We start from the raw sequence: 24,076 nt of genomic DNA on the forward strand, positions 1-24,076 counted from the left end.
GGACCTCAGATCACGAACTGCGCCAGCGTTTCGTCCCGGGTGATGTCTGTATAAGTCATCCCAGCCGCATCCAGCCTCGCAAACAGCTGCTCAAAATTTTCCGGCCGTTTGGTTTCGATCCCGATCAGGACAGAGCCGAAGTTGCGGGCCGATTTCTTCATGTACTCGAACCGGGCGATGTCGTCCTCAGGACCCAGGATGCCCAAAAATTCCTTCAACGCGCCGGGCCGCTGCGGCAGCCGCAGGATGAAGTATTTCTTCACCCCGGAATAGCGCTGCGCCCGCTCCTTGACCTCGGGCAGCCGTTCGAAATCGAAGTTCCCGCCTGAGGTCACGCAAACTACAGTCTTGCCGCGAATCCAGGAGCGCACATCCTGCAGCGCCTCGACCGACAGCGCGCCGGCCGGCTCCAGCACGATGCCCTCGACGTTCAGCATCTCGATAATGGTGGCGCAGATCCGGTCCTCGGAAATTGCAAGCACATCCGGCAGCGGCACGTCCTTCAGAATGTCAAACGGCAGGTCGCCGATCCGCCCCACCGCGGCGCCATCAACAAAGGTATCAACGGTGTCCAGCGGCACCGGCTTGCCGGCTGCCAGCGCTGCGCGCAGGCAAGCACCGCCCTCCGGCTCCACGAACAGGCTGTGCACCTCTTCCCCGAACCAGGAAGAGACGCCTGCCGACATGCCCCCGCCGCCCACCGGCAAAAGGACGTGGTCTGGAAGCTTGCCCAGTTGTTCCTCGATCTCCACGGCGATGGAAGCTTGGCCTTCGATCACATCGGCATCGTCGAAAGGCGACAGGAAATACCCGCCTTCCTGCGCGCACCACTCCTGCGCGGCGGCCAGGCAGATGTCGAAGTAGTCGCCGACCAGGTGAATCTCGATATTGTCGCCGCCGAACATCCGCGTCTTCTGGATCTTCTGCTGCGGCGTGGTGACTGGCATGAAGATCACGCCGCGCTTGCCCATGTGGCGGCACATGAAGGCGACGCCCTGGGCATGGTTCCCGGCCGAGGCGCAAACGAACAGCTCCTGATCCGGCTGTTTGCGCATTGCGTTCAGCGCGCCGCGGATCTTGTAGGAACGGACCGGGCTCAGGTCCTCGCGCTTGAGGTAGATCTCGGCGCCGAAACGTTCGGAAAGATGCACGTTACGCTGCAGCGGCGTTGCGGGGAACACATCGCGCATCGCCTGTTCGGCGGCGCGGGCCTGGGTCTTGAAATCGCTCATGTATCCTTCAGTGGCGTAACCCCGCCCCCAAGGCAAGGGGCGGGTGCAAAGCATACATAAGAATACTGGGGATCAGACCGGGCGTCCTTCGACGTAATGGCCGTAAAGCGTGGTCATGATGCTGACGTTCAGAAGGCTCAGCATGACCGCAAATCCCAATTGCAGTGCGAGCGAGACGGCCGGGATTCCGGAAACTGCCGACAGCGTCAGCTCCACCGCGAGCTGTGCAAGAAACACACACACACCAAGCAGAAACAGAGCCGGGACTGCGCCCTTGGTAGCCTCCAATGCGTCACTCAGGCCGAATGGCCTGCCAACTGCCGCAGCAGGGAGAATGACCAGAAGCCGCGACAGAAACAGGGCGATGCCGATAAAGAGCACAATCAGGATGGCAGCCCCGAATAACCCCGCGGCCTCCACAAACGCGCTGCCGATGAAGGCAACCACCAGCAGAGCAATCACCGAAACGATGACCAGCTGGACCGCTCGCAGAAAGTAGATGAGGATATTGGAGGTGTGGAGCCGGGGAATCCAGCCTTCAGGCATCTCTTCCAGAAGCACATACCGGTGCCAGGCGACAACACCCCAGATGCTGATCAGCATGACGACGATCCAGACCGCCGCCATTTGCAGCAGCAAGCCGGAAGGCACACTGCCCAGCGCCACATTGACGGCTTGCCCCTGCGGTGCCAGCCCCGACTGTATGGCGGCATAGACCACGGCAAACACCACTGCGAACACGAGCAGCGTTGGGACCAGGAATATCTGGATTGCAGCCTGGAAATTCCGCAGCACCATGCTCACGGAATGCGAGAAAATCGACCAGCCCTTCATTGAGGTATTCTCCAAAAGATCTTTCCGTTTTGCTGCGCACGTTAAGCGTGTCCTGCTGATTAGAAAACCCCGGAAATCCTTGCCCTTCCGGGCAAAACCCGCTACGCCCCACACGTTCTGACCTGAGAGGGAATTCCATGTCCGCGCCCAAGAAAGTTGTGCTCGCCTATTCCGGCGGCCTCGACACCTCGATCATCCTGAAATGGCTGCAGACCGAATACGGCTGCGAAGTTGTCACCTTCACCGCCGATCTCGGCCAGGGTGAAGAGCTGGAGCCCGCCCGCAAGAAAGCGGAAATGCTGGGCATCAAGCCGGAAAACATCTTCATCGAGGATGTGCGCGAGGAATTTGTCCGCGACTTCGTGTTCCCGATGTTCCGCGCCAATGCGGTTTACGAGGGCCTCTACCTGCTGGGCACCTCCATCGCCCGCCCGCTGATTTCCAAGCGCCTGGTGGAGATTGCTGAGGCGACCGGCGCCGACGCCGTGGCCCACGGCGCCACCGGCAAGGGCAACGACCAGGTCCGCTTCGAACTGGCCGCCTACGCGCTGAACCCCGACATCAAGGTGATCGCCCCCTGGCGGGAATGGGACCTGACCTCGCGTACCCGCCTGCTGGAATTCGCCGAAGCGCATCAGATCCCCGTTGCCAAAGACAAGCGCGGCGAGGCCCCCTTCTCGGTCGATGCAAACCTCCTGCACACCTCCTCCGAAGGCAAGGTACTGGAAGACCCGGCGCAGGAAGCGCCCGATTACGTCTACCAGCGCACCGTGCACCCGGAAGAGGCACCCGACACCCCCGAATACATCGAGATCGGGTTTGAGAAGGGCGACGCGGTCAGCATCAACGGCGAAGCGATGAGCCCGGCCACCATCCTGACCGAACTCAATGAATACGGCCGCAAGCACGGCATCGGCCGCCTCGACCTGGTCGAAGGCCGTTTCGTGGGCATGAAGTCCCGCGGTATCTACGAGACCCCGGGCGGCACCATCCTGCTGGAAGCCCACCGCGGCATCGAATCCATCACCATGGACCGCGGCGCGATGCACCTGAAGGACCAGCTGATGCCGCAATACGCAGAGCTGATCTACAACGGTTTCTGGTACTCGCCGGAACGCGAAATGCTGCAGGCCGCCATCGACAAGAGCCAAGAGTTCGTCTCCGGCACCGTGCGCGTGAAGCTCTACAAAGGCCTGGCCTCCACCGTTGGCCGCTGGTCGGACAACTCGCTCTACTCCGAAGCGCATGTGACCTTCGAAGAAGACGCCGGCGCCTACGACCAGAAGGACGCCGCAGGCTTCATCCAGCTGAACGCACTGCGCCTCAAGCTGCTGGCCGCACGCGAGCGCCGGATCAAGAAGTGAGTGACCGAGACGGCATAGACGGCGATTTCGAGGACGATTTCGCGGAAGAGCTGGACATGTTCGTTGAGGCTCAGGACACCGTCTGGGCGGCTGTCCTGAGCGAACTCTCTGCAGGGCACAAGACGAGCCACTGGATGTGGTTCGTCTTTCCCCAACTCGCGGAACTCGGCCGTTCCCACATGGCGCAGCTTTACGGGATCGAGGACCTGTCGGAGGCCACCGCCTATCTGAACCACGAGAAACTGCGCGCCCGCTTGGTGGAGGTCAGCCAGCTGATGCTGTCCCATAGGGACAAGGCGCCTGAGCAGATCCTCGGCGGCATTGATGCCAAGAAACTGCGCTCCTCAATGACACTGTTTGCCGCTGTGCCCGGCGCGCCGGCAGAGTTTCAGCAGGTGCTTGATACCTTCTATGATGGCCAGCCCTGCCCTCTCACCCAGCACGCGCTTGCCGGCGGGTAATCCGCCCGCTTCCCCCTTGGTCAGTATTGCCCGGGCCGCCCTGCCTGCCTAACCCTCACGTCAGGCAAGGGAGGACTACATGGTACTTGAAGATATTGCACAAGGCATCCGCACCGGGCTCACCGGCAAAACGTTCGATGGCTCACTGAAATTCGATTGCGGAGATGACGGCGTCATCGTGCTCTCACAGGGGGATGCAACAACGCAGGACCGGGACACCGACTGCACGCTGCGCCTGTCCGCAGACAACCTGCAAAAGCTGCTCGCCGGCAAGCTGAACCCGATGACCGCGGTGATGATGGGCAAGATCAAGGTGTCCGGCGATATGGGCGTCGCCATGAAACTGAGCAAGCTGATCGGCTGATCGTCTTCCTCTTGCTCCAAATATCCTGGGGGTGAGCGCCGCAGGGGCGAGGGGGCAAAGCCCCCTCCAAACATCAGATCTTCACGGCTTTCATCTGCTCGTAATAGGGCATTGCCGCCTGCAGTACGGGTTGCAGCTCCTCCGGCACTGCCGGCAGCGGCCCCTCGGCGCCGGCAAACCCGGTCGAATTCCAGACCGCACCATACCAATGCTCGGCCCAGACGCCGTCATCCTTGTGCCCGCCCTTGGGCCAGCTCAGCATCTTCGGGGAATACGGAATGCCGATCGCCTCGCACAGCTGTTGCAGCTTGGCCGCCGGGTCCGCACGGATATCGTGGCTGTCCACCACCACCGGCGTCTGCCCCCAGCCGCGCACCAGGTCAAACAGCTCTGCCTGCTGGCGGAAACCTATGTCCTCCAACGTGGGGTTCTCCCGCTTCGCGGCATAAGAGGCGATCACCCGCGCCGGATGGCGGATCAGAAAAACATTGGCTGCCTCACGCATCCAGTCCCGGGGCACACCCGGAATCATGTGCTGGGTCATGTGTTTCTGGTAATAGTTCGGCTTGGCCCCCGGCAACGGCCCCAGCAGCGCTTGCGCCACGGTTTCAGGATCCAGCGGCTGGCTGTCCAGGATCTCATTCCGCATCGGGTGATCGAGACCGGTCATCGCCAGATAGGCGGCATAAAACGGTTCATCCACCACCGCGCAATCGCCGCGGTTGCCAAAGGCATACATCATCGCGGTCGACAGGTTCCGCGGTCCTGACCACATAGCAATCCGCATCACGCACACTCCCTTTCAATCAATTGCTTGTAGAGGCCCCGGATGCGCTCAGTCATGGGGCCCATCTGGCCGCTGCCGATCTGCCGCCCGTCGATCTCCCCCACCGGGGTCTGCGCGCCGAAGGTGCCGGTGAGAAAGGCTTCATCCGCACCGTAAGTGTCGACCAGCGAGTAATTGCGCTCATACACTGGGATACCGTTTTCGCGGCACAGATCGACCACTTTCTGCCGGGTGATCCCGTTCATGCAATAGTCTCCGGTGGAGGTCCAAACCTCACCCTTCCGCACGATGAAGAAATTGCAGGCGTTGGTGGTGTTCACAAAACCGTTCACGTCCAGCATCAGCGCTTCATCCGCACCCGCTTTCTCCGCCGCGATACAGGCGAGAATGCAGTTCAGCTTTGAATGGGAATTCAGCTTGGGGTCCTGCGTCATCGGCAACCCGCGGACATGCGGCACCGTCGCCAGCTTGATCGGGCGCGGCAGGTTGGGGCGCGAGTGCTCCATGATGATGGTCATGGTCGGCCCCTGCCGTGACAGGGAGGGATGCTGGAACGGCCGCGTCTTCACGCCCCGCGTCACCATCAGCCGGGCATGAGCATCCGTTGTCATGCCATTGGCCTTTTGTGTCTCTAACAAGGCGTTTTCGACCCCTTCCCGGTCGAGGCCGATATCCAGATCAATGGCCTTGGCCGCCTCAAACAACCGGTCCAGATGCTCGTCCATGAAGGCCCAGGTGCCGTTGTACAAGCGCAGCCCCTCCCATACTCCATCGCCCAGCATGAAGCCGCTGTCATATACGCTCACCTTAGCCTCGGCCTTGGGAACGATTTCGCCGTTCAGATAGATCAGGATCTCCTCGTTGCGCTGATCTTCCTCGGCTTGGTGAGTGCTCATCTTTTTGGTCATGGAATCCTCCTGCTGGCGGCACGTTAGTAAGATTGGATCCAATTTCCAAGCAGTAACTTGCTGTCACCTGTTTGTGAGGACCCCGCCTTCCGGGTTGAGAGGCGCGGCATCAGCCAGCAGGGTGGCATCAAAACAGGATGGAGGCAGAGATGCGTGTTCTGGAAAAACTGAAACCTTTGGCTCTGGCGGGCCTGATTGCCATCGGCACCGCAGCGCAAACCAATCCGCTGCAGGCCCAGTCCACTGAAGTCCTCACCGTCGCCGGCGGCTGTTTCTGGTGTGTGGAAAGCGATTTTGAAAGCGTGCCGGGGGTGGTCGAGGCCGTTTCAGGTTACACTGGCGGCAAGGTGGCGAACCCGACCTACAAGGACGTGACCCGCGGCGGCAGCGGCCATTACGAGGCGGTGCAGATCATCTTTGACCCGTCAAAAGTGTCCCGGGAGAGACTGCTGGAGATGTTCTTCCGCTCGGTTGATCCGACAGACGCAGGCGGCCAGTTCTGCGACCGCGGTGAGAGTTACCGGACTGCGGTTTTTGTCTCTAACAAGGCAGAAACAGCCTTGGCGGACAGGGTAAAATCTGAGGCGCAGAAGGCGTTGGGGCAAAAGATCGTGACGCCGGTTCTGCCGGCAAAGACCTTCTATAAGGCCGAGGATTATCACCAGGACTATTACAAAGGGAACAGCCTGGTGTTCACCCGGTTTGGACCCAAGCGGCAGGCGGCTGCCTACAAGCGTTACCGCGAGGCCTGCGGCCGGGACGCAAGGGTGGCGCAGCTGTGGGGCAGCGCGGCGCCTTTTGCCAAGGGGCATTAGGGCAGAGCCAGCCCTCTTGGCCTGACAGCCATTTCCCGAAGAGGAATTGCACCAGGTAAGAACCAGGCCGCCCGGATCAGAAACGGGCGGCTTGAACCTCTGCAAGCTCCGGGATCACATCCGCAGTGCCATGGCGGGTGACCATCAGCGCCGCTGCGCGGCTGGCCTGCTCCATTGCCTCTGCCATCGGCAGCCCCCGGTCCAGACCTGACAGGACATAGCCGGTGAAGGTGTCGCCGGCCCCAGTGGTGTCGACCGCAGTGACCGGCAGCGCAGGCACGTCCAGAACGGCGCCTGTTTCACCGTCGATGTGGCGTGCGCCCTTGGAGCCAAGGGTAATGATCACATCCTTGACGCCGGTTTCACCGGGCGTCTTGCCGATGGCCTGCTGCAGCTGCTGGGCTTCCACCTCATTCAGGATCAGGAAATCCAGATACGGCAGCACCACCCGCACTGCGTCCGCATCAAACGGGGCCGCGGCATAACATACCCGCAAACCCAGCTTCCGGCCCAGCTGTGCCGCCTCTGCCTGCAGGTTGGTTTCATTTTGCATCACCAGAATGTCGCCGGCGCTTGCCCGAGCCAGCGCCTGCTCCAGTTGTTCGCCGTTGAGCACGCGGTTGGCGCCCGGGAACAGGATGATCTGGTTTTCGCCGTCAGGCTCCACCGCGATGATGGCATGGCCGGTCGGCGTCTCCACTTGGGCAATGTGGTCCGTGCCGGCACCGTATGCCGTCAGACGTTCAATCGCCCAAGACCCGTCCGGTCCCACCGCGCCAATGTGGTGCACCTCGCTGCCGGCCCGGATGGCGGCAACAGACATATTGGCGCCCTTGCCGCCCAAGAACCGGTCAAGACGCAAGGCGGCCAGGGTTTCCCCCGCCGCCGGCAGATGCGGCATGGAATAAACCATGTCCGCGTTGATTGAACCGAGGTTCCAGATCGCCATATCAGATCACCCGATGTTGCAAGCCGCCAGCACCGCCATGTTCAGAATGTCATTGGTAGTGGAGGTCGTCGAGCAGATCTGGATCGGCTTGTCGATCCCGGACAGGATCGGGCCGATCACTGTGGCGCCGCCCATTTCCTGCATCAGCTTGACCGAGATCGAGGCCGAGTGGCGGGCCGGCACGATGAGGATATTGGCCGGGCCGGTCAGGCGCTGGAACGGGTAATAGCGCTGCGCGCGCTCATTCAGAGCCACATCGACGGTCATCTCGCCTTCGTATTCGAAATCGACGCCGCGTTTGTCCAGAACCGTGGGGGCGACATGCATCTTCTCGGCCCGTTCCGACACCGGATAACCGAAGGTGGAGAAGCTGACAAAGGCCACCCGCGGCTCAAGCCCCATGTGACGGGCAACTACGGCGGCGCGTTCGGCGATATTCGCCAAGTGGTTCTCATCCGGCCATTCATGCACCAGCGTATCGCCGATCAGCACGATCCGGCCCTTGTGCAGCAGCGCGGTCACGCCGGCAACGCCGTGATCGGCATCTGCGTCAAACACGTGGTTGATCCGGTCCAGCACATGCGCGGACTTGCGGGTTGCGCCGGTCACCAGTCCATCGCCATGCCCATGCGCCAGCATCAGGCTGGAGAACACGTGCCGGTCGCGGCCGACCAGGCGGTGGATATCCTTGCGGTCGAAGCCCTTGCGCTGCAAGCGGTTGTACAGGAAGTCCTTGTACAACTCGAAATGCGGGGTGTTGGCGGCGTTCACCACCTCCAGCTCGCGGACAGCATCGCCAAGACCAGCTTTTTCCAGCTTGATCCGAACGTCCTCCTGCCGGCCCACAACCAGCGCCTTGCCGAAGCCGGAGCGCTGATACATCACCGCAGCGCGCAGCGCGCGCGGATCGTCACCCTCGGCAAAGATCATCCGCGACTGGGCAGAACGGGCCCGGGCGTTCAGCCCGCGCAGGATCGAAGCCGTCGGATCCATGCGGGACTTCAGACCGACCTCATAGGCGTCCATGTCCACAATCGGGCGGCGGGCGGCGCCGGTGTCCATGCCAGCCTTGGCCACCGCCGGTGGGATCCGGTGGATCAGGCGCGGGTCAAAGGGAGTCGGGATGATGTAGTCACGCCCGAAGGACAGCGATTTGCCATAGGCCAGCGCCACCTCATCCGGCACATCCTCGCGCGCCAAGGCGGCCAGCGCGTGGGCGCAGGCAATCTTCATCTCGTCATTGATAGCGCGGGCATGGATGTCCAGCGCGCCGCGGAACAGGTAGGGGAAGCCCAGGACATTGTTGACCTGGTTCGGGTAATCTGAGCGGCCGGTTGCGACGATGGCGTCCACCCGGACTTCATGCGCCTCCTCCGGAGTGATCTCCGGATCCGGGTTGGCCATCGCGAAGATCACCGGGTTGTCGGCCATTGAGGCGACCATCTCCTGGGTCACGGCGCCCTTGACCGAAACGCCCAGGAAAACGTCTGCACCGCGCATTGCCTCTTCGAGTGTACGCAGGTCGGTCTGGATTGCATGGGCCGATTTCCACTGGTTCATGCCCTCGGTGCGGCCCTGGTAGATCACACCCTTGGTGTCGCAGGCGATACAGTTTTCATGCCGCGCGCCCATCGCTTTCAGCAGCTCGATGCAGGCGATGCCAGCAGCGCCGGCACCGTTGAGGACGATCTTCACATCCTCGATCTTCTTGCCCGACAGATGCAGCGCGTTGATCAGGCCGGCTGCGCAAATCACCGCGGTGCCGTGCTGGTCATCGTGGAAGACGGGGATATCCATCTCCTCTTTCAGGCGCTGTTCGATGATGAAGCATTCCGGCGCCTTGATGTCTTCCAGGTTGATGCCGCCAAAGGTCGGCCCCATCAGCTTGACCGCCTCGATGAACTTGTCCGGATCTTCGGTGTCCAGTTCGATGTCTATCGAGTTCACATCGGCAAAGCGTTTGAAGAGGACCGATTTGCCTTCCATCACCGGCTTGGACCCCAGCGCGCCCAGATTGCCCAGGCCCAGCACCGCGGTGCCGTTGGAGATCACCGCCACCAGGTTGCCCTTGTTGGTGTAGTCATAGACAGTTTCAGGGTTTTCCGCGATCGCCTCGCAAGGCACTGCTACGCCGGGGGAGTAAGCCAGCGACAGATCCCGCTGCGTGGTCATCGGGACGGTAGCATTGATCTCCCATTTACCTGGAGACGGCTCCAGGTGGAACGCCAGGGCTTCCTCGTCGGTGATCTTGTTCTTGGGCATTTAATCTCTTGTCCTCTCCTCGTCGCGGACCGTCTTATCCCAGCCCACCGCGCCTCTCAATCCGGGGTTTCAAGAATCTGTATAGCCAGAATTGAGATAAATGCGGCTAAAAGGCGATAAATACCGTCAGGTTTTCGCCTCAAAGCAGACCCCGGGATGCTGCATTTTCTTAATAAGCGTTAATCTGCACCTGCTTGTCAGGTGGCGCTGTGGCTCGACTCTAATAGCCACGAAAGCACTCGTCAGAAGGACGGCAGTCCGCCCGTACTCCGGGCTTTTCGGATCAAGAAAAGGAACATTGCGGAATGATAAGCTTCCACAATAACTCCGGTGCTATGGTTGCCCTGCAGACGTTGGGTGGCGTCAACACCCAGCTCAACACCGTCCAAGACAGCATATCCACCGGCCGGGACGTCAATACCGCCCAGGACAATGCCGCCCTCTGGGCGATTTCCGAGCTGATGAACTCGGATATCTCAGGGTTGCGGTCAGTCTCCGACTCCCTGTCGATGGGCGAAGCCACCGTGGCGGTCGCCTCCGCCGGGGCGGAGCAAATCACCGAAACCCTGACCGAGATGCGGTCGCTCGCAGTGATGGCCAGCAGCGGCATGGGTGACTTCAGCAAGTTTGAAGCGGCCATGGCGAAAAAGACCGAGAAGATCAATTCGATCATCTCCGCCTCCGGCTTCAACGGAGTGAACCTGCTGAAAACGGATGTCGACGGCGCCGGCGGCACCTCTCTGACCGTTGCGTCCGGACTCTCCGGAACTGGCGGCTTATCGACGCTCAGCGCAGATGGCGTGGACTTTGAAGGCAGCCCGCAGTTCGACCTCGCCAACCGCACTGCAATCACCGACAGCGCCAGCGCGCTCACGGCCCTGGGAGAGATCGAGGGCTTTTTGTCCTACGCCATCGACAGTTCCGCCGCCTTGGGCGCCAGCGCCAATCAGCTTGCGGAACAGGGGAATTTCGTCAGCAAGATGTCGGATTCAATCACCCAAGGCGTGAGCTCGATGATCGACACCAATATGGAGGAAGCGGCAACCAAGCTGCTGGCACTGCAGGCACAGCAGCAGCTGAGCACATTGTCGCTGTCCATCGTCAGCACGATGCCCGACACGCTGCGCAACCTCTACTGACAGCAGGCTGCCGCCGGCGTGCTTGGCGGCAGCCACATCCGGGTTTTCCTCGGACCGCCCCCATTGTAGATGTCTGGCAAAGACGACCCCGGGGGACTTTTCATGACCGTAACGCCCATGATGGCGCAGTATCTGGAGATCAAGGCAGCGCATCCGGACGCGCTGCTCTTTTACCGGATGGGCGACTTCTACGAGATGTTCTTTGAGGACGCCGTGAATGCGGCAGAGGCTCTGGATATCGCGCTGACAAAACGCGGCAAGCACAATGGCGACGATATCCCGATGTGCGGCGTGCCGGTTCATGCCGCAGAAGGCTACCTGCTGACGCTGATCCGCAAAGGCTTCCGTGTCGCGGTGGGGGAGCAGCTGGAAAGCCCGGCCGAGGCCAAGAAGCGCGGATCCAAATCGGTGGTGAAACGCGACGTGGTGCGGCTGGTGACCCCCGGCACCCTGACCGAGGATTCCCTGCTGGAGGCGCGCCGCCACAATTTCCTCGTCTCCTATTCCGAACTCCGGGATGAGGCCGCGCTTGCTTGGGCCGACATTTCCACCGGCGCATTCCACGTGATGCCGGTTGCCCGGGTCCGCCTGTCGCCGGAACTGGCCCGCCTGGCGCCTTCTGAACTGATCGTCGCCGATGGCCCCGCCTATGAGGCCGCCCGCCCGCTGGCCGATGAATACAAGATCCCGCTTACCCCTCTGGGCAAGGCGAGCTTTGACAGCACCGCAGCTGAGAAACGCATCTGCGGCCTCTTCAACGTCAGTGCGCTGGACGGTTTCGGCACCTTCACCCGCGCCGAAGTCTCGGCGATGGGGGCGCTGATCGACTATCTGGAGATCACCCAGAAGGGCAAACTGCCGCTGTTGCAGCCTCCGCAGCAGGAAGCGCAGGACCGGGTGGTGCAGATCGACGCCGCCACCCGCCGCAACTTGGAGCTGACCCGCTCGCTGTCCGGCGGCCGCGCCGGCTCGCTGCTGTCAGTTGTGGACCGGACTGTAACCCCCGGCGGCGCCCGGCTGCTGGAACAACGCCTCTCCAGCCCGTCGCGCAATCTGGACACCATCCATCAGCGCCTGGCGGCCCTGGACTTTGCGGTCGAGCACACGCAGACTGCCGAGGACCTGCGCGCCGCCTTGCGGAAGACGCCGGACCTGGACCGGGCGCTATCCCGCCTCGCGCTGGAGCGCGGCGGCCCGCGCGACCTGGCCGCCATCCGAAATGGTTTGTCGCAGGCGGAGGTGATTGCGGAACTCTGCAGCGGCAAGGAGCTTCCGGCACTGATGGCCGGAGCGATCTCGGATCTCCAGGGATTCGACGATCTGCTCTCCCTCCTCGACGCGGCCCTTGTCGCCGAACCGCCGCTGCTGGCTCGCGATGGCGGATTCATCGCGGCCGGATATGACCCGGAACTGGACGAGGCCCGCACCCTGCGTGACGAAGGCCGCTCGGTCATCGCGTCCATGCAGCAGAAATACGCGGAGCACACCGGCGTCTCCTCGCTGAAGATCAAGCACAACAACGTGCTGGGCTACTTCATCGAAACCACCGCAACCCACGCGGACAAGATGATGTCGCCGCCGCTGAACGAGACCTATATCCACCGCCAGACAACCGCCAACCAGGTGCGGTTCACCACGGTTGAGCTGAGCGAGATCGAGACCCGGATCCTGAACGCCGGCAATCTGGCGCTGGAAATCGAGAAGCGGCTCTATGCAAGGCTTTCTGGCGCTATTCTGGACACCGCGGCCCGCCTCAACACGGCCGCCCGCGGGCTGGCGGAGCTGGACCTGCTGACGGCACTGGCCGATCTGGCACGGGGGGAAAACTGGACCCGGCCCAAGGTCGACAACAGCCGTGCGTTCCACGTGGAAGGCGGCCGCCACCCGGTCGTGGAACAGGCCCTGCGCCAGCAGGGCGGCGAGACCTTTGTGGCCAACGACTGCGATCTCACGGCACAGGACGGCGCGGCGGTCTGGCTGCTGACCGGTCCGAACATGGCCGGTAAATCGACCTTCCTGCGCCAAAACGCGCTGATCGCCCTGCTCGCCCAAATGGGCAGCTATGTGCCCGCGGAAAACGCCCATATCGGCATCGTCAGCCAACTGTTCAGCCGTGTCGGCGCCTCCGACGACCTGGCGCGCGGCCGCTCGACCTTCATGGTGGAAATGGTGGAAACCGCCGCCATCCTCAACCAGGCGGACGACCGTGCGCTGGTCATCCTCGATGAAATCGGACGCGGAACCGCCACGTATGACGGGCTGTCCATCGCCTGGGCCACGCTGGAACACCTGCATGAAGTGAACCGCTCGCGGGCGCTGTTCGCCACCCACTATCACGAGCTGACCCAGCTCGCCGCCAAACTGGAGGGCGTCGACAACGCCACAGTCGCGGTCAAGGAATGGGAGGGCGAGGTGATCTTCCTGCACGAGGTCCGAAAGGGTGCTGCCGACCGCTCCTATGGTGTACAGGTCGCACAACTCGCTGGCCTCCCCGCAACTGTTGTTGCCCGCGCGCGCGATGTCCTCGACATGCTGGAACAAGGCAGCCGCGAAGGCGGGTCCAAGGTCCAGATTGACGACCTGCCCCTCTTTGCTGCCGCGCCGCCGCCTCAGCCCAAGGCACCGGCTGGCCCATCCCCGGCCGAGAAAATGCTTGCAAATATCCACCCGGACGATCTGTCGCCGCGGGAAGCGCTGGAGATGCTCTATAAGCTGAAAGAAGCAGCGACCTGAAACAACAAAAGCGGCCCCAATCGGGACCGCTCTTTCATCTTTCCAAAAATACTCCCTCCAGAGGCACAGGCCCGCCAGGGCCTGTTCATCAGCTGGCCGGAGTCGACGACACGCCAACCTGCGCCGCGCGCAGCAGCCGGTCGTGCAGCATGAAGCCTTCTGCGGAGACCTGAATGATGTCGCCTGCCTTGGTGCCCGGTACCGGCGCCTCGAACATTGCTTCATGCACCTGCGGGTCGAATTTGTCGCCAACCTCAGGCGAGACAATCCGGATGCCATGCTTTTCGAACACGCCCAGCAGCGAGCGCATGGTCAGTTCAACACCCTCTATCAGCGCCGCAGAAACCTCGCGCTGCTCTTCGGTCGCGGCTTCGATCGCACGTTTCATGTTGTCGTAGACCGGCAGCATATCGCGGGCCAGTTTTGAGCCGCCGTACTGCTCTGCCTCGCGGCGGGCCTTGTCGCCACGCTTGCGGGCGTTTTCCGCATCCGCCAGCGCCCGCATGAATCGATCCTTCAACTCGTCCCGCTCGGCCCGCAGCGCGTCGATCTCCAGCGCATCGTCATCAATTTCTTCGGTCTGCGCCGCAAGCTCCTCAGCTTCGGCATCGGCGATGTCATCCAGAAAGTCTTCGTTCTTGAGCTCTGCCATTTTTCACCTCTAACTCCGGTCCGACAACAGCTTGCCGACCAGTTGTGCCGTATAGTCCACAATCGGCACGATCCGTCCGTAGTTCAGGCGCGTCGGGCCGATCACCCCCACCGCGCCGATTATCTTCCGATCCGCGTTCATATAGGGAGACACCACCAAAGAGGAACCCGAAAGTGAGAAAAGTTTGTTCTCCGAGCCGATAAAAATGCGCACACCCTCACCGTCTTCTGTCAGTTCGAGAAATTCGGCGATATCGCGCTTGCGCTCCAGGTCGTCAAACAAGGTCCGGATCCGCTCCAGCTCCTCCGCTGCACCAGGCTCCGCCAGCAGATTCGCCCGGCCGCGCACGATCAGCCGGGCCTGCTCGCTGCCGTCATCCTCCCAGACGGCCAGGCCGCTTTCAATCATGGCGTGTGCAAGACTGTCGATTTCCTGACGCCGCGCCGTGATCTCCTTTTGAATTTGCCGCTGCACTTCGCTCAGGGTCTTGCCCTCGATCAGCGCGTTCAGAAAATTCGCGGCCTCCCGCATCGAGCTCGGGGTCTGTCCCGGCGGCGGCGTGAACAGCCGGTTTTCCACATGCCCGTCGGAGAACACCAGCACCACCAGCGCCCGGTCATGCGCCAGCGAGACAAACTCTATATGGCGGATCTCGGCCTCGTGCTTGGGCGTCAGCACCAGCGACGCGCCCTGCGTCACCCCCGAGAGTGCGGCTCCAACCCGGTCCAGCATCCCGCCCACATCGCCGGCATTCCGGCCCAGCGTCGCGTCGATCTTCTCGCGGTCTTTGACATTGAGATCGCCAACTTCCAGCAGACCGTCGACAAACATCCGCAAGCCCAGCTGCGTCGGCACCCTGCCGGCGCTGACATGCGGACTGTCCAGCAGCCCCAGAAACTCCAGATCCTGCATCACATTGCGGACTGTCGCGGCGCTCACCTTTTCGCTCAGCGAGCGTGTCAGGGTACGGCTGCCCACCGGATCGCCGCTTTCCAGATAGCTTTCCACCACAGCCCGGAACACCTCCCGGGAGCGGTCGTTCAAGTCCTCCAGAATGTTGTTCGGATTGCTCATCGTTCGTCCAGCATTTCTCACGGTTTAAACATAGGAACCCGCTACCCGGATGTCATTAAAGAGCAGAGTGTCAAAAGGTCAATCGGGCTTGCATAGCCCCGCGTCCGGGGGATATCCCCAAGCCAGCTAACAAAGGATGTGCCATGCGACCCTCAGGACGAGAACTGAACGAAATGCGCCCCGTGTCGATTGAGACCGGCTTTACCAAACACGCCGAGGGCTCCTGCCTGATCAAGGTTGGCGACACCCACGTCCTGTGCACCGCCACCATCGAAGACCGCGTGCCGCCCTTCATCAAGGGCACAGGCCTGGGCTGGGTCACCGCCGAATACGGCATGCTACCGCGCGCCACCAACACCCGGATGCGCCGCGAGGCCTCCTCGGGCAAGCAGGGCGGCCGCACCGTTGAAATCCAGCGCCTGATCGGACGTGCCCTGCGGGCCGGCGTTGACCGCGTCGCCCTGGGCGAACGCCAGATCACCGTCGACTGTGACGTGCTGCAGGCCGATGGCGGCACCCGCTGTGCCTCGATCACCGGCGGCTGGGTCGCGCTGCGCCTTGCGGTCAACAAACTGATGAAGGCCGGCGACGTGCAGATCGACCCGCTGGTGGACCCGGTGTCCGCCGTCTCCTGCGGCATTTATGCCGGCCAGCCGGTATTGGACCTGGATTACCCTGAAGATTCCGAAGCAGGCGTCGATGGCAACTTCATCATGACCGGTTCCGGCAAGCTGATCGAAGTGCAGATGTCGGCTGAAGGCTCCGTCTTCTCCCGCGACCAAATGGACCAGCTCATGGACCTGGCCGTCAAGGGCACCGTCGAGCTTGCAGAGATGCAAAAGGCCGCGTCCAAATGACCCGCAAACTGGAAGGCGGCAAGCTGCTTGTCGCCACCCACAACAAGGGCAAGCTGAACGAGATTGCCGAGATCCTCGCGCCCTACGGTGTGACGGTGATCGGCGCCGGCGAGATGGACCTGCCGGAACCGGAAGAGACTGAGGATACCTTCGTCGGCAATGCCCGGATCAAGGCCCATGCCGCCGCCGAGGCCACCGGTCTCCCTGCCCTCTCCGATGACTCTGGGATCACCATCGACGCACTGAACGGCGCACCCGGCGTTTATACCGCCGACTGGGCCGAGACGCCGAACGGCCGTGACTTCAAGATGGCGATGACCCGCGCCAATGATGAGCTTACCGCAGCCGGCCCCGATGCGCCCCGCACCGCCCAGTTCCGCTGCACCCTGGTCATCGCCTGGCCCGACGGGCATGACGAGGTGTTCGAAGGCGTGATGCCAGGCCAGCTGGTCTGGCCGATCCGCGGTGAGCATGGTTTTGGCTATGACCCGATGTTCCAGCCGGACGGTTACAGCATCACTTGCGCCGAGATGGACCCGGCGGAGAAGAACAAGATCAGCCACCGCGGCAAAGCGCTGGCCCAATTCGTGCAGGGCTGTTTCAGTGGATGACTGGCGCAATGGGGGCTTTGGCCTATACGTGCACTGGCCGTTTTGCCAGGCCAAATGCCCCTATTGCGACTTCAACAGTCATGTCTCCGCAAGAATAGACCAGAAATTATGGGTTAGAGCCTACTTGGCTGAACTCGACAGACTCTCGGAACAGCTCTCCGGCCGAGTGCTCAACACGATCTTCTTTGGCGGCGGCACACCCTCACTGATGCAGCCGGAAACCGTTGCCGCCGTTATCGAACGGGCACGTGAAATCTGGCCCTTTGCCAATGATTTGGAGATTTCTCTGGAGGCCAACCCGGGCTCGGTCGAGGCCGGCCGGTTTGCCGGATACCGCGATGCTGGGGTCAACAGGATCTCCATGGGCATTCAGGCTCTGAACGACGCGGACCTGCGCCGGCTTGGCCGCATCCACAGTGTCGCTGAAGCCAAGGCAGCCTTCGACATCGCCCGCAATTGTTTTGACCGCGTCAGCTTTGACCTTATCTACGCCCGTCAGGGCCAATCCCTTGCGGCCTGGAAAACGGAACTCGATGAGGCGCTTTCCATGGCGATCGACCACCTCTCGCTCTATCAGCTCACCATCGAAGACGGCACCGCCTTCGGCGACCGTTATGCCCGGGGCAAGCTGCGCGGCCTGCCGGAAGATGACACTGCAGCCGATATGTACCTGGCCACTCAGGAGATTACTGCAGCGCATGGCATGGCCGGCTACGAAATCTCCAACCACGCGAAGCCAGGCGCAGAATCCCGCCATAACCTGATCTACTGGCGTTATGGCGACTATGCCGGTATCGGCCCCGGCGCCCACGGGCGCCTGACCTTGAACGGCACACGCTATGCCACCGAAACCCAACTCGCCCCTGGCGCCTGGCTGGAGGCCGTGAACAAGGGCAATGGAGAATCCCTGCGGGAGTCGCTATCCAGCGAAGATGCTGCGGCAGAATACCTGATGATGGGGATGCGCCTGACAGAAGGTCTGGATATGGTACGTTACACCCAGATTTCTGGTCGTGCCCTTCCGCAAAGCAAGCTCGCGGATCTTGCAGACTTGGGCATGGTAACTATCTCTGATCAAAGACTTCGTGCGACTAATCAAGGGCGCGCCGTTCTGAATGCGGTGCTCCGAGAACTGTTAATGGATTGAGGCAATGCGTTTCCTTTATGCCGGCTTGGGACTTTGCTGCGTCGCCTTGGCGGCTTTTGGAATTGTGCTCCCCCTGCTTCCAACCGTGCCCTTCCTCCTGCTCGCTGCATTCTTCTTTGCCAATTCTTCCGAGCGGCTGCACAACTGGATCGTCGCCCACAATGTGTTTGGCCCGATGATCATGGACTGGCGCGAACACGGCGCCATCCGGCCGGGCGCAAAAAAGGCGGCAACCGTTTCGATTGCCGCCGTCTTTGGTATATCTCTGCTGTTTGGCGCGCCCGGTCACGTATTGGGCATTCAGGCAGTGGTGCTCACGGCTGTGCTGGCCTTTATCTGGTCCCGGCCTAACGGCTGAGCAGATTGCACAGTTCATCCAGCTGATCCAGGTTTTCATAGTTGATCGTCACAGAACCAGCTTCACCGCCCGGCTTGTGATCGATTGAGACCTTCATCTTCAGCATTGCCGACAGATCGCCTTCCAGGGCGCGCGTGTCTGCATCTTTCTCCCCGCCTGGCTTTGCCTTCTTGGCCGGCGCGGGACGGATCCCGGCGGCGTCCTTTTTAACCAAGGCTTCGGTCGCGCGAACCGACAGCCCGCCCTTCACAATTTTCCGCGCCAGGTCAGAAGCATTATCCGAGGTGATCAGCGCCCGGGCGTGCCCTGCCGACAACTTGCGCTCCTGCACAAGTATCTGAACATCCTCAGGCAGGTGCAGCAATCGCACCAAGTTGGCAATATGGCTGCGGCTTTTCCCAAGCGCCTCCGCCATCTTTTCCTGGGTGTGGCCGAACTTCTCCATCAGCTGCTTGTAGCTCTGCGCCTCTTCCATCGCGTTCAGATCCGAACGCTGGATGTTTTCGATGATGGCAACTTCCATCATCTCAAGGTCCGAATACTCGCGGATCAGGACCGGAACTTCATGCAGCTGCGCCGCTTGCGAAGCACGCCAGCGGCGTTCGCCGGCCACGATTTCGTAAACACCGCCGGCCTTCGGTCGCACGATCAGAGGCTGCAGAACGCCCTTTTCCTTGATAGACGCGGTCAGGTCATCCAGGTCTTCCTGCAAGAACTGCCGGCGGGGCTGGTTCGGGTTGGCAACGATCTTTTCGATCGGCACCAGCACTTCTGCATTCCGGGGAGCTTCCGTCTGGGTGCTCACCGGTGCAGGGTTCACATCTGCCATCAACGCCGACAATCCCCGGCCCAGCCCGCGCGGTTTCGTCTTTTTATCTGCCATGGTTGCCTCCGGTTCTTGTTCTGCATTTAGGCCGCTATCTTGTGATGTTTATTGAGGAGTTCTTCCGCCAGAGCGCGGTAGGCCTGCGCGCCCAGCGAATTGGTATCATAGTTCAATACGGGCAGCGCATAGGACGGCGCTTCGCTCACCCGGACATTGCGCGGAATCTTCGTCTGGAACACCAAATCACCCAGATTGTCGCGGGCGTCCTGCTCGACTTGCTGCGACAGGTTGTTGCGCCGGTCGAACATGGTCAGGACGATACCCTCGATCCTCAGGTTCGGATTCGCCGACTGACGCACTTCCCGAATCGTCAGCATCAATTGCGTCACGCCTTCCAGCGCAAAGAATTCGCTTTGCAGCGGAATCAGGACCGAATGGGCCGCAACCATCGCGTTGACCGTCAACAAGTTCAGCGAAGGCGGGCAATCGATCAGCACATAGTCCCAATCATAGTCATCCATAGCCGTCTGGCGAAGCGCGTCATGCAGCAGGAAACTACGCTTTTCATTGGTAAAAAGCTCGATATCTGCGGAGCTGAGATCTACCGTCGCCGGGATGATACACAGGTCTTCGACCTCGGTCTGACGGATCACATCTCCCAGGGCGGCATCCTCGACTAAAAGATCGTAGCTTGTCAGTTCCCGGTCGGATGGCTCAATTCCCAGCCCAGTTGAAGCATTACCCTGCGGATCAAGGTCAACAACGAGCACCCTAAGGCCACACTCCACCAACGCCGCCGCAAGGTTTATGGCTGTTGTTGTCTTCCCTACCCCGCCTTTTTGATTTGCGACCGCGATAATACGAGGCCCCTCCGGGCGGGAATAATCAGACACGTGCCACTCCCCTTATTTCCAGGATTACTGCTTCTTGTTCTGTCAAACTTCTAACCGGTTCCGCATCGAACCGCCATCGCTGCCGCGCGTTATCCACTTCTTTTTTCCAACTCTCCCCCTTGGGGAAGAGTGCGGTGCCGCCGGCACCCAGATGCCGCTCCGCAAATTCCAAGAGAAGGGATAGATCCGCCAGCGCCCGCGCCGACAATACATCTGCGTGCTGAGGCTCGGCCTGCTCAATTCGTTTGGAAATCACCGAAACCCTGGCACCGCATTCCCGGGCGGCCGTGCGAAGGAACGCCGACTTACGCTGATCGCTTTCAATCAGGGTGATTTTCATGTCTGGAGCTTCTTCGGCCGCCAGGATCGCGATAATCAGTCCAGGAAAGCCGCCACCGCTTCCGATATCCACCCAGTGGTCAGGAGTGTCGGCGCAGCGGAAAACTTGAACGGAATCCGCGATATGCCGCGTCCAAAGTTGCTGCAGGCTGGACTTGGAAACCAAGTTGATCTTGGGGTTCCACTTCAGAATGACCTGTTCAAAGGTCTCCAACCGTTTCAATGTTTCACGTGAAACATTGAGGTCTTCCAGAATATTATTCTCGGTCATGCAGACTTGTCCTGACGTGCCTGATCCCGGCGCAGCCGAGCGAGCAGCAACGCAAGCGCTGCCGGCGTCATCCCGTCAATTCTGGCCGCCTGCGCCAGAGATTCCGGACGTGCACGGGACAGCTTCTGCTGCAACTCCTTGGAAAGGCCTTCAATCCCGTCAAAAACAAAGCCCGCCGGGATCACATACCCTTCATCCCGCTTCATCGCCGAGATCTCCCGCTCCTGCCGGGCAATGTAATTAGCATAAAGCGCGTCTCGTTCGGCCTGCCGGCGGATGTCCGTTTCAACACCGGCCAGTTCCGGCATCAAGGGCACGACATCCTCGAACACGACATCGGGGAAGGCAAGAATATCCAGCCCCGTCCGCCGGTTGCCATCCTGGTTGACCCGGATACCGGCTTCAGCGACCTGTTTTGGAGTAAAGCTTTTGGCTTCCAGCACAGACCGGGCCTCCTCCAAGCGTTCGCTTTTCTCCAGAAACGCCACCTTCCGCTCATCGCCGGCACAACCGATTTCGACGGCCAGCGGTGTCAATCTTTGGTCCGCATTATCAGCCCGCAAGGACAGCCGGAATTCCGCCCGCGACGTAAACATCCGGTAGGGTTCAGCCACACCGTTTGTGGTCAGGTCGTCGATCATCACGCCGATATAGCTGTTCGATCGGCTGAAACTGACCGGCCCCTCTCCAAGAGAAGCACGCGCCGCGTTCAGGCCGGCAACCATTCCCTGGGCTGCGGCTTCCTCGTAACCGGTAGTCCCGTTGATCTGACCGGCTAGATAAAGCCCGGGCACGTCCTTGAGCTTCAACTCCAGCGTCAGAGCCCTGGGGTCGACATAGTCGTACTCAATGGCATATCCCGGCTGAAGGATGACAGCCTGCTCAAGCCCGCGGATAGAATGCACATAAGCTTCCTGCACATCCTGCGGCAGGCTGGTGGAAATGCCATTGGGATAGACCGTATGATCCGTTACGCCCTCAGGCTCCAGGAAGATCTGATGTGATTCCTTGTCGGCAAAACGGACGATCTTATCTTCGATCGATGGGCAGTAGCGCGGTCCGACGCCTTCGATATGGCCGCCGTACATTGCTGACCGTTCCAAATTTTTCTGGATGATCTCGTGGGTCCGTGAGTTGGTATGGGTAATCCCGCAGGACACCTGCTTTGCGCTCAAAGATTTTGTCAGGAAGGAGAAGAAGACCGGGTCATCGTCGCCTGGCTGAGCATCCAGAATGTCCCAGTTGATAGTCCGCCCATCCAGACGCGGTGGCGTGCCGGTCTTGAGCCGGCCCAGCGGCAGCCCGAAACTGTCAAGCCGTTCCGCGAGTTTGACCGACGGCTTATCGCCCATCCGCCCGCCTGGCTTGGAGACGTCACCAATATGAATGACCCCGCGCAGGAAGGTTCCGGAGGTTAGAATGACCGATTTGCTTGGGATTTCGCTGCCATCCGCCAGGATCACGCCGGCGACAGCCTGCCCGTCCATGAGGAAATCAGTGACCTCGCCTTCGACAATATCCAGGTTCTCCTGGGCTTCCGTCAGCCTTAGCATCTCGCGACGGTAGATCGCCCTGTCCGACTGCGCCCGTGGCCCCTGTACAGCCGGCCCCTTGCGGCGATTCAGCAAACGGAACTGAATGCCGGAGAGGTCGGCAACCCGCCCCATGACACCGTCGAGCGCGTCGATCTCCCGGACAAGGTGACCTTTTCCGAGCCCGCCAATTGCAGGGTTGCAGGACATTACACCAATGCCACTGCGATTCAGCGTCACCAAAGCGGTGCGGACCCCCATCCTGGCCGCGGCATGTGCGGCCTCGGTGCCGGCGTGGCCACCGCCGACAACAATCACGTCATATGCTGAATGTTTCACGTGAAACACTCCTTCATTTCCCTAGGCAGAAACTCGAAAAAATCTCATCCAGGAGATTCTCCACTCCGATCCGCCCCACCAGCATTTCCAGTGCTCGAATGGCCGAGCGCATTTCCTCGGCTGCTATATCATAATATTCCGGCCCGCGCTGCAGGATATCCTGCGCGTCGGCCAGACTGGCCAACGCCGACAACATCGCGTCGCGGTGCCGTGCGCGCGTTGCAATACCAGCTTGGGCCGACCGTGTCTGCAAGACCTTCGAAACATGATCAACCAGCCGGTCAACCCCCTGCCCCGACCGGCCGGAGATGGCATTACCCGCGTCATCGCGCAAGTCCGCCTTGGGAAGGAACCGGATGTCGCCCTGCTGCATCTCAACATCCAGGACTTCATCCTCTTCCGCCAGAAAAACACGCAGGTCTGCATCTTCCGCCCGCTTCCGCGCCAGAGCGATGCCGATCCCTTCGACGTGGTCATCGGTATCGCGCAAGCCGGCGGTATCGAGCAAGGTAACGGGCAGTCCGCCAAGGTCCATGCGAACTTCGATAATATCGCGGGTGGTGCCGGCGTACTCAGATGTGATCGCCGCTTCCCGGCCGGCCAGCGCGTTCAGCAGCGTAGACTTGCCGACATTCGGAGCGCCGACAATTGCCACCTCAAAGCCGCTGCGGATCCGCTCGGCTATCCTCACGCCGGCGGTCTCCTTTTCCAGGCCGGCCTGAACATCCGCCAGCAGTGCCGAAACCTCGGGGGTGACGTCAACCGGAACTTCTTCGTCGGCGAAGTCGATGGTCACTTCGATCAGCGACGCAGCGCGGATCAGCTTGGCCCGCCAGGTTTCCGCCAGCTGCCCCAGCCCGCCGGCGAGAATGACCTGTGCCTGTTTGCGCTGCGCCTCAGTCTCGGCATCAATCAGATCGGCAAGACCCTCGACCTGAGCCAGGTCGAGATTGCCGTTTTCCAGCGCCCTGCGGGTGAACTCACCCGGTTCAGCCATCCGCAGCCCATCGATTCGGCCTAGTGAATCAAGCACGGCAGAGACCACTGCTGTGCTACCATGCGTTTGAAATTCAACAGTATTTTCACCAGTAAAGCTGTTCGGCGCGGTAAAGCTCAGGACTAGCGCCTCATCCAGGCGCCCGCCTGATTCGTCCTGCAGGATTCGCAGGCTGGTGCCCCGCGCCGGCAAATCCCCGCCGCAAAGCCGAGAGCCGGCGGCAAGCGCCAACGGCCCGGAGACGCGGATCACCGCAACCCCGGCCTTCCCCTGTGCGGAGGCCAGCGCAAAGATCGTGTCCATGGGGTGGCCTTTCTCTCTCGCCGGCCCGG

The 24,076-nt window shown here is 61.2% G+C and carries 23 protein-coding genes; 10 read left to right on the plus strand and 13 right to left on the minus strand.

The annotated features are described in order from the left end of the window. Nucleotides 1-5: 5 nt before the first annotated feature. Nucleotides 6-1,232, minus strand: coding sequence for a threonine ammonia-lyase IlvA (gene ilvA, locus AC4HIX_RS02985; protein WP_490397828.1), 1,227 nt, complete (start codon nt 1,230-1,232; stop codon nt 6-8). A 72-nt stretch (nt 1,233-1,304) separates the two neighbouring features. Further along, nucleotides 1,305-2,066, minus strand: coding sequence for a hypothetical protein (locus AC4HIX_RS02990; RefSeq protein ID WP_490397829.1), 762 nt, complete (start codon nt 2,064-2,066; stop codon nt 1,305-1,307). A 137-nt stretch (nt 2,067-2,203) separates the two neighbouring features. On the opposite strand from AC4HIX_RS02990, the gene AC4HIX_RS02995 reads away from it, so the two are divergent. The 3 genes from AC4HIX_RS02995 to AC4HIX_RS03005 all read left to right on the plus strand — a co-directional run bounded on the left by AC4HIX_RS02995 (nt 2,204) and on the right by AC4HIX_RS03005 (nt 4,255). Beyond that, a complete protein-coding gene (locus AC4HIX_RS02995; RefSeq protein WP_260002397.1) occupies nt 2,204-3,430 on the plus strand; it encodes an argininosuccinate synthase in 1,227 nt (408 codons plus the stop codon). After that, entirely contained in the window at nt 3,427-3,891 is a 465-nt protein-coding gene (locus tag AC4HIX_RS03000; protein WP_475048475.1) for a DUF1810 domain-containing protein, read from the plus strand. The genes AC4HIX_RS02995 and AC4HIX_RS03000 overlap by 4 nt, the downstream gene beginning before the upstream one ends. A 79-nt stretch (nt 3,892-3,970) precedes the next feature. Beyond that, the gene (locus AC4HIX_RS03005; protein WP_490397830.1) at nt 3,971-4,255 is read left to right on the plus strand and encodes an SCP2 sterol-binding domain-containing protein; all 285 of its coding nucleotides are present in this window, start codon (nt 3,971-3,973) and stop codon (nt 4,253-4,255) included. 73 nt (nt 4,256-4,328) lie between these two features. Here AC4HIX_RS03005 and AC4HIX_RS03010 read toward each other — a convergent pair whose 3' ends face one another. Next, nucleotides 4,329-5,042 (minus strand): sulfotransferase-like domain-containing protein, encoded by a 714-nt coding sequence (locus tag AC4HIX_RS03010; RefSeq protein ID WP_490397831.1) that lies wholly within the window; start codon nt 5,040-5,042, stop codon nt 4,329-4,331. Next, the gene (locus AC4HIX_RS03015) at nt 5,042-5,950 is read right to left on the minus strand and encodes a D-amino acid aminotransferase (RefSeq protein WP_490397832.1); all 909 of its coding nucleotides are present in this window, start codon (nt 5,948-5,950) and stop codon (nt 5,042-5,044) included. Before AC4HIX_RS03015 ends, AC4HIX_RS03010 begins: the two co-directional genes overlap by 1 nt. Before the next feature lie 149 nt (nt 5,951-6,099). Here AC4HIX_RS03015 and msrA point away from each other — a divergent pair, with 149 nt between their 5' ends. Further along, nucleotides 6,100-6,765: a peptide-methionine (S)-S-oxide reductase MsrA gene (gene msrA, locus AC4HIX_RS03020; protein ID WP_490397833.1), complete on the plus strand. Its 666-nt coding sequence runs from the start codon at nt 6,100-6,102 to the stop codon at nt 6,763-6,765. 76 nt (nt 6,766-6,841) lie between these two features. Here msrA and AC4HIX_RS03025 read toward each other — a convergent pair whose 3' ends face one another. After that, nucleotides 6,842-7,714: a ribokinase gene (locus AC4HIX_RS03025; RefSeq protein ID WP_490397834.1), complete on the minus strand. Its 873-nt coding sequence runs from the start codon at nt 7,712-7,714 to the stop codon at nt 6,842-6,844. 6 nt (nt 7,715-7,720) lie between these two features. Further along, the gene (locus AC4HIX_RS03030; RefSeq protein ID WP_490397835.1) at nt 7,721-9,976 is read right to left on the minus strand and encodes an NADP-dependent malic enzyme; all 2,256 of its coding nucleotides are present in this window, start codon (nt 9,974-9,976) and stop codon (nt 7,721-7,723) included. Nucleotides 9,977-10,281: 305 nt separating this feature from the next. On the opposite strand from AC4HIX_RS03030, the gene AC4HIX_RS03035 reads away from it, so the two are divergent. Together AC4HIX_RS03035 and mutS are read left to right on the plus strand one after the other, a co-directional pair. Further along, on the plus strand, nt 10,282-11,115 hold the full coding sequence (locus tag AC4HIX_RS03035) for a flagellin (protein WP_490397836.1): 834 nt from the start codon (nt 10,282-10,284) through the stop codon (nt 11,113-11,115). Nucleotides 11,116-11,217: 102 nt separating this feature from the next. Continuing rightward, nucleotides 11,218-13,848, plus strand: coding sequence for a DNA mismatch repair protein MutS (mutS, locus tag AC4HIX_RS03040; RefSeq protein ID WP_490397837.1), 2,631 nt, complete (start codon nt 11,218-11,220; stop codon nt 13,846-13,848). Nucleotides 13,849-13,936: 88 nt separating this feature from the next. On the opposite strand, the gene AC4HIX_RS03045 is transcribed toward mutS, so the two are convergent. Then, the gene (locus AC4HIX_RS03045; RefSeq protein ID WP_490397838.1) at nt 13,937-14,500 is read right to left on the minus strand and encodes a nucleotide exchange factor GrpE; all 564 of its coding nucleotides are present in this window, start codon (nt 14,498-14,500) and stop codon (nt 13,937-13,939) included. Nucleotides 14,501-14,509: 9 nt separating this feature from the next. Then, a complete protein-coding gene (gene hrcA / locus AC4HIX_RS03050; RefSeq protein ID WP_421052815.1) occupies nt 14,510-15,574 on the minus strand; it encodes a heat-inducible transcriptional repressor HrcA in 1,065 nt (354 codons plus the stop codon). 143 nt (nt 15,575-15,717) lie between these two features. Between hrcA and rph the strand changes: the two genes are divergently transcribed. The 4 genes from rph to AC4HIX_RS03070 are packed head-to-tail and all read left to right on the plus strand — an operon-like array spanning nt 15,718 to nt 18,547. Next, on the plus strand, nt 15,718-16,431 hold the full coding sequence (gene rph, locus AC4HIX_RS03055) for a ribonuclease PH (protein WP_259957781.1): 714 nt from the start codon (nt 15,718-15,720) through the stop codon (nt 16,429-16,431). Further along, entirely contained in the window at nt 16,428-17,042 is a 615-nt protein-coding gene (rdgB, locus tag AC4HIX_RS03060; protein ID WP_490397839.1) for an RdgB/HAM1 family non-canonical purine NTP pyrophosphatase, read from the plus strand. Before rph ends, rdgB begins: the two co-directional genes overlap by 4 nt. Then, nucleotides 17,035-18,189, plus strand: coding sequence for a radical SAM family heme chaperone HemW (gene hemW / locus AC4HIX_RS03065; RefSeq protein WP_490397840.1), 1,155 nt, complete (start codon nt 17,035-17,037; stop codon nt 18,187-18,189). Before rdgB ends, hemW begins: the two co-directional genes overlap by 8 nt. 4 nt (nt 18,190-18,193) lie before the next feature. After that, nucleotides 18,194-18,547 (plus strand): YbaN family protein, encoded by a 354-nt coding sequence (locus AC4HIX_RS03070; RefSeq protein ID WP_490397841.1) that lies wholly within the window; start codon nt 18,194-18,196, stop codon nt 18,545-18,547. Here the strand turns inward: AC4HIX_RS03070 and AC4HIX_RS03075 are convergent. Genes AC4HIX_RS03075 through mnmE form a run of 5 tightly spaced genes read right to left on the minus strand, consistent with a single transcriptional unit; the run spans nt 18,537 to nt 24,047 of the window. Beyond that, nucleotides 18,537-19,430, minus strand: coding sequence for a ParB/RepB/Spo0J family partition protein (locus AC4HIX_RS03075; RefSeq protein ID WP_490397842.1), 894 nt, complete (start codon nt 19,428-19,430; stop codon nt 18,537-18,539). The two genes, AC4HIX_RS03070 and AC4HIX_RS03075, sit on opposite strands and share 11 nt — an antisense overlap. A 26-nt stretch (nt 19,431-19,456) precedes the next feature. Next, nucleotides 19,457-20,266: a ParA family protein gene (locus AC4HIX_RS03080; RefSeq protein ID WP_490397843.1), complete on the minus strand. Its 810-nt coding sequence runs from the start codon at nt 20,264-20,266 to the stop codon at nt 19,457-19,459. Next, nucleotides 20,259-20,876, minus strand: a complete 618-nt coding sequence (rsmG, locus tag AC4HIX_RS03085; RefSeq protein ID WP_490397844.1) for a 16S rRNA (guanine(527)-N(7))-methyltransferase RsmG — start codon at nt 20,874-20,876, stop codon at nt 20,259-20,261. Before rsmG ends, AC4HIX_RS03080 begins: the two co-directional genes overlap by 8 nt. Next, nucleotides 20,873-22,747, minus strand: a complete 1,875-nt coding sequence (mnmG, locus tag AC4HIX_RS03090) for a tRNA uridine-5-carboxymethylaminomethyl(34) synthesis enzyme MnmG (protein WP_490397877.1) — start codon at nt 22,745-22,747, stop codon at nt 20,873-20,875. The genes rsmG and mnmG overlap by 4 nt, the downstream gene beginning before the upstream one ends. Nucleotides 22,748-22,760: 13 nt before the next feature. Then, entirely contained in the window at nt 22,761-24,047 is a 1,287-nt protein-coding gene (gene mnmE / locus AC4HIX_RS03095) for a tRNA uridine-5-carboxymethylaminomethyl(34) synthesis GTPase MnmE (RefSeq protein ID WP_490397845.1), read from the minus strand. Nucleotides 24,048-24,076: the final 29 nt, after the last annotated feature.

Source organism: Leisingera sp., from assembly GCF_982940295.1.